The following is a 12,631-nucleotide window of genomic DNA, read 5'->3' as shown; positions in this document are numbered from 1 at the left end:
CCTTGCCGAGCGTTGCTAAGCAATCATCGGAACGCGTCCGCTGGAGGAGCTCGCTCATACCCGTGATAACGATCCCTAATCGTATCGTCCACTACGCGCGCAGCTCGAAATTGAGCGGATCAACAGGCGGGCGCCACAGAAATGACCAATTGTGACGCCCGCTCGCCGCTAAGAAGTTCCCACCCCATGAATCGTGCGACTGCTTGACATGGTGGCAGCTTAGCCAACGCTCTTCCGCTAACCGCGCGAACGTGTACGAGCACGCTCGACCCAAGCCAGCCGGTCACGTTTAAAGGCTTCGCGGAGTCGGCGAAGTCGTCGACCAGGGCGACGCTTAACCTTACGATACGAGACCATCGGATCGATCCTCTGCGTTATTTGCGTGACTCCTCGAGGTGCAAGTTCGGCTGGGAAATCGGGCAATGTGAGCCAAGCGGTAATCCAAATGGCTCCTCGCCGCCACGAGGGCCTTCCCGCGTGGCGGACGATCTCCCAGGGGCTGCCTCTCCATGGCGGGGCATCGCCGCGGCGTGTCTCAAACAGCGACGCCGGCCCAAGAGCTGAATGAAGCAGTTGCCCCATTGTTGGGGAAGGAACGCCGTCCAAGTGGCCGAGACAATGACATAGCAGCGCGCGCGCCTGATAGCCGTTGAGCCGCCAATTGCTTGGCCAGGGAAGCCCGCCAAACAAATGCCACTCCATCGTTGCTGCAAAGTCATTAAGCAGGTCCATCAACCATCGGGCATCATCCGTCGAGTGCAAATGACGGCGTTCAAACCACATCCTTTGCATTGGAAAGAGTGGCGCTGCAGCCCACGCGAGGGGATCGTTGTGCCGTGTACACGACAACGAGAACACCCGAGCCCATGCCCGACGGAAGTAGCGCGGCCGTCCAGCTGCGTCGTCCTCAAGCCAGCATGCCGGACAGAAGGCACGCCGCTCGCCTGGCGCGAGCGTATCCGGCTCATCCGCAACGTGGGCAGCCCGCATTTGGCTAGCCTTGACCTGCATTAGGCGCGCCAACCTGATGATATCCCCCAGCCTAAGAGGCGTTTCCTCCGTTCCTCGTGAGCCGAGCACATCGGTAAACCATCCGGTGCGTTGGAGCACAATGCCGCCATAAACGTGAGAGGCCCGCTCGATGATCGAGTCAATCGTCTCTTGCGGCATGAGTGACTTGATCCACCAGCGCTCGCGCGGCCCGCCATAGCGGTATTGCAGCCAGGCCGTCATGCCGCTTCCTCCTGTTGCGCAGGATCTCCCCGCTGCGATGCGGGCGTTCGGCCACTGAAATAGGCAGGGATTTCGAACTCCGCGCGTTCCAGGTAGCGTTCATCGACTCGTCTCACATCGTCCTCGATCGCCAGCGCAGCGGCGAAGACAACCCGCTCGACGATGATGTCCAGCCGACCGCCGCTGGCTGTGACCAGAAGGCGTTGAATGGCTGGCATCGACAGGCGCGACCGCTCTGGTAGCGGCAGGCACGTCTCTAGTTCATCGAGAAAATTCGCAAGCAGGGGACCAGTACGCCACGGCGGCAGCTTGATGCTTCGAAATCGCGTCACTAGATGCTCTTCACGCATCATCGCCTGTTGCGCATGTTCGGTCCCCAAGGCCAGGATCGAAATGCCCGCTTCGTTCATCAGATACTTGATCCCTTCGAACGTATTCTCCATTTGACGCGCTGATCGTTTCAGAATGTCCTGAATTTCGTCAATGATCAGCATCCGCACTTGGGCGGCGCGTAGCAGCTCGACCACGAGCTCTTCACGCTCATCGAGCGAGTAACCTGCAACGTGGGGACAACCGAGGGCGCGCAAGGTGCGTGAAAAAACCTTATTAGCCTCGCGCGCATTCGTCATGGTGATTCGAATCACTGGCCTCATGGCGTCAACGCCCTCGCTGTTGCCCACCTCCGGATACCGGCGAAGGATCGCGTTGGCTAGCATAGTCTTGCCAGAACCACCAGCGCCCGAGACCACCGCGCCGCGTGCGCGCACGCGCCCCTTGGACCGTACAAGCATGTCAGTGACTTTGTAGATCGCCTGGATCTGTTCGTGCTCGATGAATCGGTCGCGACACGTCCAGTCGCTGCGCTGAGGTACGGGCATGGCCATGGCCGCCAAGGCCATCGCATTTAAGTGAGGATTTAGGGTGGTCATCACAGCTCCTCCGTACGGACGCTCGCGCGGTTCGGCACGACGAAAGGTTCGTCATCCGAGACGCTCGGCGATGGTGTGGGAAGCGGCTTGCGTTTTCGGGCGCCGCGTCCAGGGACCGGGCGGCACTGGGCAGTCGAACGCGGCTGCTTGCGGGTTTCTGCCCGCGCGTTTAGTTCGATGCCGTCGCTTAACGCAAGTCCTTCGTCAAGCACGGCCTCCAGTTTCAGGGCTTCCTGGGCAGTGTGTGGTGCATGCATCTGGCCCAGCCCCCGACCGGCGACCGCCGGCGCTTTGACCATCACGCCGTCCTCGTCGCGAAACCAGATGCAGCCCGAGAAATGCGGATGAAATCGCACGAGCGCTACATGTTCGCGACCCACGCAACCTGTCATTGCAGGGTGCCAATAGCGGGTATGGTTATAGGTAATTCCGTCTCGTCGGATCAAGCGCTGCGTGACTGGTAAGAAGTCGAGACGGACTCGTTCTGGATCGGCCCAGACAGGAGGCGTGGTTAGTTCTCCCGATGGGAGGGTCCAAGCACGGTCCCAGGCAACTAGCGGAGCGATGCCCAGGGCGCGGTGGCGACGCACGTGGTAGTACTGGCATATCCGGACTACGAGCCATTCGCGTAGCTCGGCGAGTGTCATGGCTGCTCGCTTCTCGGCCTTGTAGTCGCCTCGTTGGTGCACGTCGCTGAATGTTGTGCCCGGCAGTCCATGCACCAAGCGCATGAGCGTCCCCATGATTCGTTCAATATGGCCGCCGTAGCGAGGCTGGCCTGGCGGCCGAAACTCAAGGGCAATCCCGTGTTCTGCGCAGCCTTGTTCCAACGCGTGACTGCGAAAGTCCTTTCCGTTGTCTGTGAGGACCCGCCTGACCTTGCCATACATAGGCCAACGTCCATTGCGCTCACGGTTTTCGTCTGTCTTCGGCAGCATGGCGTGACTCAAGCACATGGCCACTGAGACCACCGACGGTGCGTCCATTGTCAGATAAATTCCAAGTACACAGCGCGTCGCGATATCCATGGCAACTGTCAGCCACGGTCTCCCCATAACTCGCTTTCGATCCGGGCTAACGATCATAACGTCGACCAACGTGTGATCGATCTGGCAAAGCTCGAGCGGCTCGCCCACAAATAACTGGCCTGGGACGGGGTGCCATTTTTCTCGCGCCCGCTTCGCACCGATGACATCCTTGTCCATTAACTCGCCTGACTCAGCGACAATTCTCCGGGCAACGGTGCGGTAGCTTGGCACGGGCCATCGGAGTCGCCGGCAGAGCGAACGCGCGCGCTCGGCGACCTCTAATTGCGAGATATATTCACCGCGCCGGTAGTGACGTTCGATAACAAATTGGATCACTCGCTCAGCCCGAGGGTCGAGGAGAGTCGTGCCACGCTTGCGACCTCCTGGGTTGCGCAAAAGTGACGACGCGCGACGGCAGAGGAGATAGGTCTTTCTCCACCGCTGAATACACCGGTAGGACACCCCGTACTTTTTTGCGAGTGTATGCGTGACAGCACTCGGGAGTTTGCCCAGCTCGATATGTACTTCGAAATCCAGAGCCACCGCCCGGACCCGGGCCCACTCGTCGGGGTGAGCATCCACACGGTCAAACGCAAGCGCCGTGGGTTGTTCCGGCAGGGCGTGCAGCGCTTCGATCGGGACGTCTAGTTGCTCCGCAGTCGCCAACTCGGTGACGAGTACCCTGCCACGGTCACGCACGGCTACTACGCAGACGACGGCATCGCCCCATCCCAATCGTGACCCGGGCGCTAGAGTGATGTGAGCCGGACCCGTCTGATTGCCGCGTGCGGCGGGCGCTAGAGGACTTGCCGCCGCACGGCCGGGACGGACCTTGATCACGTTGCTTGTCATTTTCGTTCTCCCACAGCGGGCCGCCGGCGGCCCTTGAAGGGCGCCTAGCGACGCCCGGACAAAAGCTGCCCGTATGGGCCCCATTTGAGGGGCCAAAACGGGTTGCAACGGGAGGGAGGCTGTGCGAGGCTATCGATACGGGAGCCAATCCGTACGAAATAACCAAAAGGGGTCGCATGCCAGTGCGATCCTTTTTTGTTATCTACAGCCCCCCGGGGCTAGATAATGATCATGTGTGTCTCCGCCGACTGGGAGAGGTTCGCCTCAGGCGATGTAGTGCTTGCAACCTCTGTGGGAGAGCGCGCTTCGCCACCCAGTGGCTTGAGGTGCGGGCAACTGGGCGGAATACTTGCCTGGACGGGCACACCGTCGATCTTCGCAGCGGCACGCGATTGCACGGCCGCATGTGAAGCAGGTGGTGCGGTGAGAGCCGAAGTGCACCCATAACGGCATGCGAGCAAATCCGTCCATGCTTAGTTAGCCTGCCAGACGAAAAAAAAGACCGCAATAAAAACGCGGTCTTTTGGGCGTATTTTTCACGATGGAACTAAAAAACATTAAGGGTTAGGCGTCACCCAAGTGCACATTCACGGCTAATGATCTAAAGATGATGCAAATATGATGCAGCGATGATGCATGTCATCTCGGTGACTCATCACTACGCTGCTCATGCCTCTCATCGATGATTATTTCTGGGGCGGAATGGGTATGGTGAATCTGCTTGAGGAGGAGCGCATAGAAGTAGAGCGCCTTCGCCACGGCCACCTTATCGCCATTCACAACAGACCTTCGCTCGGCTCGGAGTTGCTCGTTAGCAAGCTGAAGCCCGTTAATGCGATGTTCGTTCGATATTTGCCTGGACCTTTCCAGACGAAGCTCGTGTTGCAGGCGAGCCGAACACTCAGCCATTACGCGTCGGGCTATTTCGCGGTCTATGTCGTTGTCTTGAAGTGCCATCCGAGACCCTGAGATCGCTATCGCAGGCCTAATCTTGCACCGGCTTCACAGGCACCACAACCGATCTGGACGTAGTACTTGGCGATCGTCACATTCCCCGATGTACGTGCGCTACCGATGTCACGTGCTAGCGGCTGATTCCGGCATCAGCCGTCAAACTGACGCATAAACGCCCCTGAATGACGAAAAGCGCTACCGATTACACGCAAGTGCGAGGCGTCGATACTCGACATGTCCGGCTGGTGACGACGTCGGTTTTGCAACGGCGGCTCGCCGAAGCGGACGTCTTGGATTGAGCTCGGCGGAGACTGGAGGATCGCCAATAACCCTGTCCGAACGAGCCGGTTGTGGTCACTATCGTTGTCGTTAAAAACTAGTTGGTCATTAACCCGGGCGTCAACTTCAAACGACGCCAAGAAAAATGACCAAGGCTGTTTTCGTTCGGCTAGATAAATCAGTGACCTACCAAAGCCGACGGATCACGTCAGTGGTCCTGGCCGACGACAGCTACACAGATCACTATTCAAAAACGGACATCCACGACTCCAGCGCAGATTACTGTGGCAGGATCGGCACGCTGGCGGAATGTAAATGTCTGTCGGTACCGGGGTGAGACTTTGAACTGAATTGCAGGTGCTGGCCAGCAGGCCGGCACGATTGGGTTGTAAATCCGTACACGGCGCTTCAAGTGTTGATTAGCCCTGCTCTCCTATGATGCCTGGTCGCTTTAGGTTCGACGCCGCCGTCCGGCATCGCCTCTGAGTAGCAGTCACTGGATCGAGCCTCCACGAACAGAACAGTAAGTCGACCAGCCCCAGGGAGCAGAGGCATGTCGGCGTCCCCGCCTACGGTCAGCTATCGGTATGACAACCCAGGTCGCTTGATCAAGGACCAGGGACCTGCGACGACATTCACGTATTTCTACGATGCACAACTCCCGCCGATCAACGATAAAGCCAGTTATGGCCTCTCGCCGCTTTCCTCTAACAACTACCACCTGAGCTACTTAGACTTCTCGGTGAAGTAATATGTATCGGCCAACGCTTGCGTCAACGATCATTCTGTGGATAGGGCTTGTGGCATCACCGACGAGTTTCTCCGCAATCAATTCGGTGGATCGATCAAACCTGAGCGGCCGGCTTTTCGTCCTTGCGGTTAACGCTCAGAGTTCGGCTCCTGCGGGACAGCCCCTCGACCGGCGCCTATACGTGCTACCTGCGAACGGCAGCGGTGCGCCGGCGGACGTGACGAGCTTCCGGTACGTGTCAGGATTGGTTGGTTATCCGTCCAACGACAGGCTGGGCCTCAATGTCCTATCTGGCGGTGAGCGCGGTTCGTATTTTGTTGAGACGCGGGCCGCCACGTACCAAACTAGACGCGCCCTCCTCGCGTCATCGTCGCATGTATTCGGCGCGCTTGACTGGGATGCCCCAAGTGGATCTGACACGACACGATGGCGTCTGGACACCCAAGTCGTCTTTTCGCCCGACGAACGCCAAGTGGCTGGAGTATCGTCGCGGGGCCGTCTGTGTATTGTGCCAGTCAATGGGAGTGCCGCTGAGCGATGTGTGGAATCAGTTGCGGCGTGTAGCGGCTTCACGCCTGCGTGGTCGCCTGACGGCAAAACCGTCGCATTCGTTGCGCCGATACCGGGGAACCTCACTGCTTGCAACTTGCACGAGATTTTTTTAGCGAACGTGTCGACGCTTTCGGCGACACAGCTTACGAACGTCGAAGGAGAGAACCTGAGCCGCGGGCAGAAAAAGGCGATCGTCAAAGCAGGCTTCGAGGTGAGCCGCTGGCATACGTCCGACCACCCCGCCTGGTCCCCCGATGGAAGTCTGATAGCGTTTCAGAGCGCTCTAGGCATCGCAACGATATCTTCGTCTGGAACGAACTATCGCTCCGTTGCCCAAGGCAAGAATCCTGCATGGTCTCCCGACGGCAAAATGATCGCGTATCGCGTACCTCGCACCGGAGGGCCTGTCGCCGCGAGCGCCCGAAATCCATACTTTCTACCGTGGACCATCATGGTGGCGCGCGCCGATGGGTCGGGTGCGGTCGAGATTACAACCGACGACCACAGTCCTCTATCTATCGAGGAAATTGCGTGGATGCCATGACTTTGACGGGCGGGCCACCATTTGCGGATTGCGCGATTGAACTGGGGGTGTCTGAAGCGCCCAATGTACGTTAGTTGAACAGGGCCTGCGGTTTGTCGCCGCGCCGCCTCGGAAAATGTAGTGATAACAGGCCGCGCTGACCCGCCGGCCGCAGAAATGCTTATCAGTCGTGCGACGACCGTCTTTGGAACGTCCGCGGCCCTGCCCTGCTCCTGTTTGGCTTCGCCGACCGGGGGGCATGCTGTGAGAGCCTGCGATACGTTGATCGATAGTCTGTGGCCCTCAAGCGGCCTCAGCCGATTCGCGAGGCTCAGTCGAGACTGATCTCACACATTAGGTGCAAGAACGGCTCCCATTGTCCTCGCGTCTCCGCTAGGCGCATCACGATCTGTACGTGCCCCCCGGGCCGGCAGCATGTAGTCCTTGATCGGTAGGTACCGTGCGGCGGGCGCCATGCCGAGCGCTCGACCTGTACTCGGTCGTGGTCCAAGAGTGAATTACGTCACCTTCGATCTCGTTGGGTCCGTCGATCCGCTATGGCTGCGAGCGTCCTTGTGGGCTCTTGTAGAACGGGGTGAGTTTCATGCCCTTGATGGCGGCCCGGTGGGTCGGTTCGTCGGGCAGGAATCGAATCAGAAATGAGTCTTCGGCGCCGGCATCCCGCGCCGTGGCGGTCAAGTGCCAAGCGAGGTCCGGATCGGCCCGTTCGTTTAGGCCAAGGACGAGGGTCTCGCCCGTACGTCCGTAACCCCGTTCCACCGTGTAAAGGAAGGCCATATCTACGCGGCCGTTATCGATGAACCACCGGGCCAACGCCTCGGCGATCGGGTAGGCCTCCTCCGGTGGGATGCGAAACGCCCAAGGGGCCTCGGGCCTCGGCTGTTCGGTACCGAGCCCCTGCCCTGCGAGCACGGCACGCATACCGTCGCACTGCTCGGGGGTGAGCAACCAGGGCGCGCGGAGAGCGGGTTGATGACTAACGGTGGGTGGTCGGCAATGCTCAGCAGCTCCCGCATCGGAACGCGCACCAAAACGGCGGGCGGCGGTAGGGCGTGCGGAAACTGGTCGGGACTGGTGAACACCAGAGCGACGTTCTGACCCGTGTCCTGTTGCCGCCATTGCACGAGGTTGCGCCAGGGCGCCGCATCACCCTCCCCCGGCGCGCGCCGTAGCAGAGTCAGCACTGTGCTGGACGCTAGCGTGGACAGGAATGCCGTCCAGTTCGCGGCATGGTCCTGGGCATCCGCCAACCGGCAGGCCAGCAAGTCAGTGTTCGGTAAGACGACCAATCGGACTCCTTGGTGCTACCCATCAACGTTTTTGAGCAGTCGCTCCTGTTCGCCCGGAGACATTCGTTCCCGAAGTCTCGTCTGCGCTAGATCCCCTGATCACCGCCCCGATTTTCGAGGCGCGTCCATTGAGTCCGCCGCAGATCGCTGGTGGCAAGGGGCAGGTGCTGCGCAGCTGCCATGCACTATGCGGCTGCACGCAGCCTTCGCGTTCTCGATGAAATACGCCAGAACGTGGCCATGCCCGATGGGTTGGCCATCCAAGAGGACAAATGAGGCTCGAAGGCCGATCTTCCCCGCGACGAGGTCGGGGCTGAGAAACGAGACGTCCAGCTCCAACGACTCCCCAGGCTGAAGGGCCTTGTGGAACACCGCACTGAAATCGTGCCCGTGGATGCCGTCGAACGTAATCATCCCCTGGAAGGTGCCTCGCGGAATCGGCGCTTGCCTCCCACCTTCGGATGTCTTGATCAGTCGCAGATACATCGTTGCGTCGCGCCTCATGACGTTCCCTGCCCCCTCTGCTAACTCGCACGATCAAGCGTTGTGCCTAACGAATTTGACGACGCACAAGGCTGACCCTGGCACCGTCAGAACTTTCCTCTCAGCGCACACTGGTCCGCGCATCGTCCGCGCTGCAACGGTATCCCGGACTCCCGCACTGGATTGAATTGTTGACCGTTGCTCGCTCAGTATTTCGGGCCCGCCGACCAAGCTGCAGTTCGTGAGCCATGCGAAAAAGTTGTGGAGCTCAGCCGCGGCCGAAATAAAGTGCCAAGAACATTACGAGGGGCCACAACCAAAGCATCACCCTTGCGGACCATATCCGCCACCAAAGAGACGCCGGATAGCTGTCCTTTGGCAAATTCATGTTGAACATGATCCAGAGAATGGCGAGTGAATTCTTTGCGTCTCCGCCGAATGATGGGCGCTGCCATCGATTTCGAAGCTCAGGGTCGGTGTCCATGATTCGCGAAATGCTTCCGCGGGCAAGGGCATAGTAAACAAGCCCATATGCAACTGCCATCAACGAGGTCTCCGCTGCAGTCATCGCTTGCTACCTCACTGATTATTAGGCGGCTCTTTTGACGTATTTTTCCATTCCAGCAGATTAATCGATGGCGCATACTGCTGGAATTCACCGACTCCCACACCGAACTTCCTCGATAACATTTACTAATCATCGACCTCGTTAGCGGCACCCCGAAAGCCCTACCAAACCACCCTAAAACTCCCCATCACCGACCGCGACCGATCCCGACTAGCAAACCGCTGATCAACACCCAGCGCCAGCTGCGTACGCATACCCATCTCCAGCGCCGCATTCACGCCCAGCGTAGCCGCCCTCTGCGAAAGCCCAATACCCTCCACCGGTGCCCAGGTCGAGAACGCGGCGTAACGCGCGGACAGTCCATCGCCACGGGTGGCAAATGCCTGTTGCCACGCCAGCGTACCGTCCAGGTGCAACGTGCCACCCATGAGACCCCATGTGGAGCCGGCACGCATGCCCAGGCCGCCTTGCCAGCGCGACATGCCCTGCCCGCGCGTTGCCAGTCCGAATCCCGTGGCTTCCGCCTCCTGGAAGCCGTCGCGATGGATGCGTGCGTACTGCATGCTCACGAAGGGCGTTACATCGAATGCGCCGGCATGCGTGCGCAGGCCGAGTTCGCCGTACCCGGCGAGGTAATGGCCATCGGCATCGCCACCCGCGAAGCTCGCGGTGTCGCCGAAGCGCAGCAGACGCCGCACATCGCCGCGGAAGTTGCCCAGCGCAACACGACCGACGCCGTACCAACCGCTGCTGCGAATGCCACCGTAAAGCATGCTTTCGGAAGAGCGGCTTCGTTGGTTATCGAAGTTGCCAGCGAGTCGCGCGTTGCCGACCATGCGGGCGAAAGCCACGCCAGCGAAGCCCTGGTTACCCAGCGCAAGGTCGTGGCCCACCATGTTCCCGCTCATCTGCGCGGACACGCCATCGAACCCGCTTCGCGCCATCGTATCCTGCGTGCCCAGGGCGGTGACCCATGCACCGACGCGGTTGTCGTCGGTGATGTGGCGTGCCAGCGCCTGGTTGCCTGCGTCGATGTTCGCCAGGGTGACCGCCGTTCCTGCAGCGTAAAGCTGGCCGGAAAGCGACGCCAGCGAGCGGCGTGCCGCCCCTTCGTCAGCGGCTTGCTGAAGACTGCCAGCGGCGAGAAGCGTTCCCACGTTGGGCGACACGGCGCCGCTCGCAGCAAGGCTATCCATCGCCGCGTCGATCCGGCCGGCCGCGTTCAGTGCAGCAGCGGACTGCGCAATGTGTGGTGTTCCCGCAGCGACCGCCTGGACGCTGAGGCGCGTCGTGTCGATCCAAACTTCATTGGCAGAGTACTGCAGCGAGGTGTCGAGGAACATGCCTCCGGCGAGCTTCGTGGCCGCGAACGCGCCCGTGACCGACGCCGCGGAGATCACCGTCTGGTGGCTCGTGTTGACATAACCCGGCACAGCGCCCTTGAACGAGATCGTGCCGTGTAGCGTGGCGGAACCGTCGACCGTGATCGGTGCGCCGATCAGCGTCTCGAGCGTCGATACGTCACGCAGGTCGAATACCAGGTTGCCATTGCGGATGTGCGTGCCTGCGGTATTCGGGGTCAGGTCGAGCCTTCCTGAGACGCCCACCACTTGGTTCAGGGCGCCAGGGGCATGGGGGCCACCGTCGACATCACCGTGCACCGTGATGCTGGAGGCCTCTTGGACATACAGGGGCCCAGACCCCTGCATAAGCTCGACGTGGGCGCCGGACTGCGCGGTCATGGAGCCCGTCGACTTCCCAGCCATGGTGAGTGTTCCGGGGCCCTTGGCGACGAGCCCTCCATCCAGAAAGTCGTTCGTGAACGTGACCTGCGTACCGGCGACCGAAACGTCACCGCCAAGGTGCATGGGGCCACCCAGTGCCCTGCCCACATTGAGGCGCCCCGGCACGCCCTGCCCGAGGTTATCGGCCGTACTAAGAAGGATGTTACGCAGTGCCGTTGGGCCAAGCGTTGGGTAGACGGCTGACAGAACGGCGGCGGCGCCCGCCACCTGCGCGGCGGCGTAAGACGTTCCGACATGATCCTCGTAGACAGGTGCGGCCGCCGTGGATCCCTTCGCCAGGGTTTGCACGTGGCCGGGCGCGGAAATGCAGTAATAGTCGATGCATTGATTCGCGTAGGGCGCGAGCTTGTCGTTGTTGGGGCCATCGAGCGCGGCGACGACCAGCCAGCGGTCCTGAAACGTCGCTCCCGGCGGGGTGGTGGGCAGGTTTGCCAGTGAGCTGGGCGTGGACATGGCATTGCTGCCGGCGCCCATGACAAAGAGCACGCTGTCCCGAGCGCCGCCCTGAAAGGCATTCTGGTAGGCCTGGAATGAATAGGCCTGTGGGTCGATCATGGCATCCGTCGCACCCCAGACAATGATCCTGGCGTGGGCCGCCAGGAGGTCATTCGCCGTGGCAAACGCACTGGGAGCGATCGGCGTCGGGCGAGCCGCTGCGTTATTCGTGGGGTAGGTTTCATCCTTCGGCGTGGTATCCGGCAGGATGCGCACCGATGCGATCGTTGCATCCGGGGCCACGCCGCCGCCGAACTGGCCCACCGTACGGCCTGCCGCGATGGCTGCCATCGCGGTCCCCCGGCCGACGACATCCTGGGTGCCGTCGAGCACCTGCGCCGAGCCATCGGTGAAGGCCGCGACCTTGCCTGACAGCGAGGGGTTGGCGCCATCGACGCCCGTATCGGCGATGCCGATTACAACCCCCTTGCCGGTGGCGCCTGCCGAATGTGCGGCAACGGCTCCCGTGCCGGAAAGCTGCGCATTGGACGGAACGACGGCGGCTGGCGGCGTCGTGGGTTGGACCGTGGTCCCGGAAGAAGACGACCTGGTGCCGCCACCCCCTCCTCCACCCCCACCGCAGCCTGAAAGGCCAGCTGCCAGCCCGACGCAAATAGCCAACGCAAGCTCACGCCTGCGGACACCGTACGATGCGCTCATGTGTTCCCCCTGGCCCGACATCACTGTCCAGCGCCCGATCCTTCCTTCCAGGCGCAATGCCGGCTGAGATTGCCACAACTTCTTGCGGAAATCGCCATTACTTTCGGCGGAGCACCGGCGAGGCCGGGCGCAAGTCGAACCGCTATCGCATTACGTACAGGGCCCGCAGGCTGGGACAATTTGTCCCGATGTATGGATATTGTTTCTGG

9 protein-coding genes and 1 pseudogene are annotated in these 12,631 nt (G+C 60.8%); 3 read left to right on the top strand and 7 right to left on the bottom strand.

The window, feature by feature from the left end:
* Positions 1-237: 237 nt before the first annotated feature.
* From ABIE56_RS11665 to ABIE56_RS11655, 3 genes are read right to left on the bottom strand one after another with little or no spacing between them, the layout of a single operon-like run.
* Positions 238-1,170: a TniQ family protein gene (locus ABIE56_RS11665; protein WP_429244068.1), complete on the bottom strand. Its 933-nt coding sequence runs from the start codon at positions 1,168-1,170 to the stop codon at positions 238-240.
* Between the two features lie 59 nt (positions 1,171-1,229).
* Complete coding sequence (locus tag ABIE56_RS11660; protein WP_429243978.1) at positions 1,230-2,162, bottom strand: TniB family NTP-binding protein; 933 nt, start codon at positions 2,160-2,162, stop codon at positions 1,230-1,232.
* A complete protein-coding gene (locus ABIE56_RS11655; RefSeq protein WP_429243977.1) occupies positions 2,162-3,526 on the bottom strand; it encodes a Mu transposase C-terminal domain-containing protein in 1,365 nt (454 codons plus the stop codon). Before ABIE56_RS11655 ends, ABIE56_RS11660 begins: the two co-directional genes overlap by 1 nt.
* Before the next feature lie 147 nt (positions 3,527-3,673).
* On the opposite strand from ABIE56_RS11655, the gene ABIE56_RS11650 reads away from it, so the two are divergent.
* From ABIE56_RS11650 to ABIE56_RS11640, 3 genes are all read left to right on the top strand, one after another.
* Entirely contained in the window at positions 3,674-3,838 is a 165-nt protein-coding gene (locus ABIE56_RS11650) for a hypothetical protein (protein ID WP_247436509.1), read from the top strand.
* A gap of 873 nt (positions 3,839-4,711) precedes the next feature.
* Complete coding sequence (locus tag ABIE56_RS11645) at positions 4,712-5,011, top strand: hypothetical protein (RefSeq protein ID WP_247436511.1); 300 nt, start codon at positions 4,712-4,714, stop codon at positions 5,009-5,011.
* Positions 5,012-6,672: 1,661 nt separating this feature from the next.
* On the top strand, positions 6,673-7,122 hold the full coding sequence (locus ABIE56_RS11640; protein ID WP_429243976.1) for a TolB family protein: 450 nt from the start codon (positions 6,673-6,675) through the stop codon (positions 7,120-7,122).
* 534 nt (positions 7,123-7,656) lie between these two features.
* Here the strand turns inward: ABIE56_RS11640 and ABIE56_RS11635 are convergent.
* From ABIE56_RS11635 to ABIE56_RS11620, 4 genes and pseudogenes are all read right to left on the bottom strand, one after another.
* Positions 7,657-8,043 (bottom strand): hypothetical protein, encoded by a 387-nt coding sequence (locus tag ABIE56_RS11635; protein WP_429244072.1) that lies wholly within the window; start codon positions 8,041-8,043, stop codon positions 7,657-7,659.
* Positions 8,044-8,096: 53 nt separating this feature from the next.
* Positions 8,097-8,372: pseudogene (locus tag ABIE56_RS11630) on the bottom strand (SseB family protein); the annotation flags it as partial.
* 138 nt (positions 8,373-8,510) lie between these two features.
* Positions 8,511-8,915, bottom strand: a complete 405-nt coding sequence (locus ABIE56_RS11625; protein WP_429243975.1) for a hypothetical protein — start codon at positions 8,913-8,915, stop codon at positions 8,511-8,513.
* 708 nt (positions 8,916-9,623) lie between these two features.
* The gene (locus ABIE56_RS11620) at positions 9,624-12,422 is read right to left on the bottom strand and encodes an autotransporter domain-containing protein (protein ID WP_429243974.1); all 2,799 of its coding nucleotides are present in this window, start codon (positions 12,420-12,422) and stop codon (positions 9,624-9,626) included.
* Between the last annotated feature and the right edge of the window lie 209 nt (positions 12,423-12,631).

Origin of the sequence: Luteibacter sp. 621 (assembly GCF_050435445.1) — a bacterium.
In the GTDB taxonomy this organism is placed as follows: domain Bacteria; phylum Pseudomonadota; class Gammaproteobacteria; order Xanthomonadales; family Rhodanobacteraceae; genus Luteibacter.
This window is presented reverse-complemented; position numbering and strand designations above follow the sequence as displayed.

What these genes read in the sequence shown, in the direction of transcription:
- ABIE56_RS11665 (WP_429244068.1), bottom strand. Translation starts at nt 1,170, where the DNA reads ATGCCGCAAGAGACGATTGACTCGATCATCGAGCGGGCCTCTCACGTT.
- ABIE56_RS11660 (WP_429243978.1), bottom strand. Translation starts at nt 2,162, where the DNA reads ATGACCACCCTAAATCCTCACTTAAATGCGATGGCCTTGGCGGCCATG.
- ABIE56_RS11650 (WP_247436509.1), top strand. Translation starts at nt 3,674, where the DNA reads ATGCGTGACAGCACTCGGGAGTTTGCCCAGCTCGATATGTACTTCGAA.
- ABIE56_RS11645 (WP_247436511.1), top strand. Translation starts at nt 4,712, where the DNA reads ATGCCTCTCATCGATGATTATTTCTGGGGCGGAATGGGTATGGTGAAT.
- ABIE56_RS11635 (WP_429244072.1), bottom strand. Translation starts at nt 8,043, where the DNA reads ATGCGTGCCGTGCTCGCAGGGCAGGGGCTCGGTACCGAACAGCCGAGG.
- ABIE56_RS11625 (WP_429243975.1), bottom strand. Translation starts at nt 8,915, where the DNA reads ATGAGGCGCGACGCAACGATGTATCTGCGACTGATCAAGACATCCGAA.
- ABIE56_RS11620 (WP_429243974.1), bottom strand. Translation starts at nt 12,422, where the DNA reads ATGAGCGCATCGTACGGTGTCCGCAGGCGTGAGCTTGCGTTGGCTATT.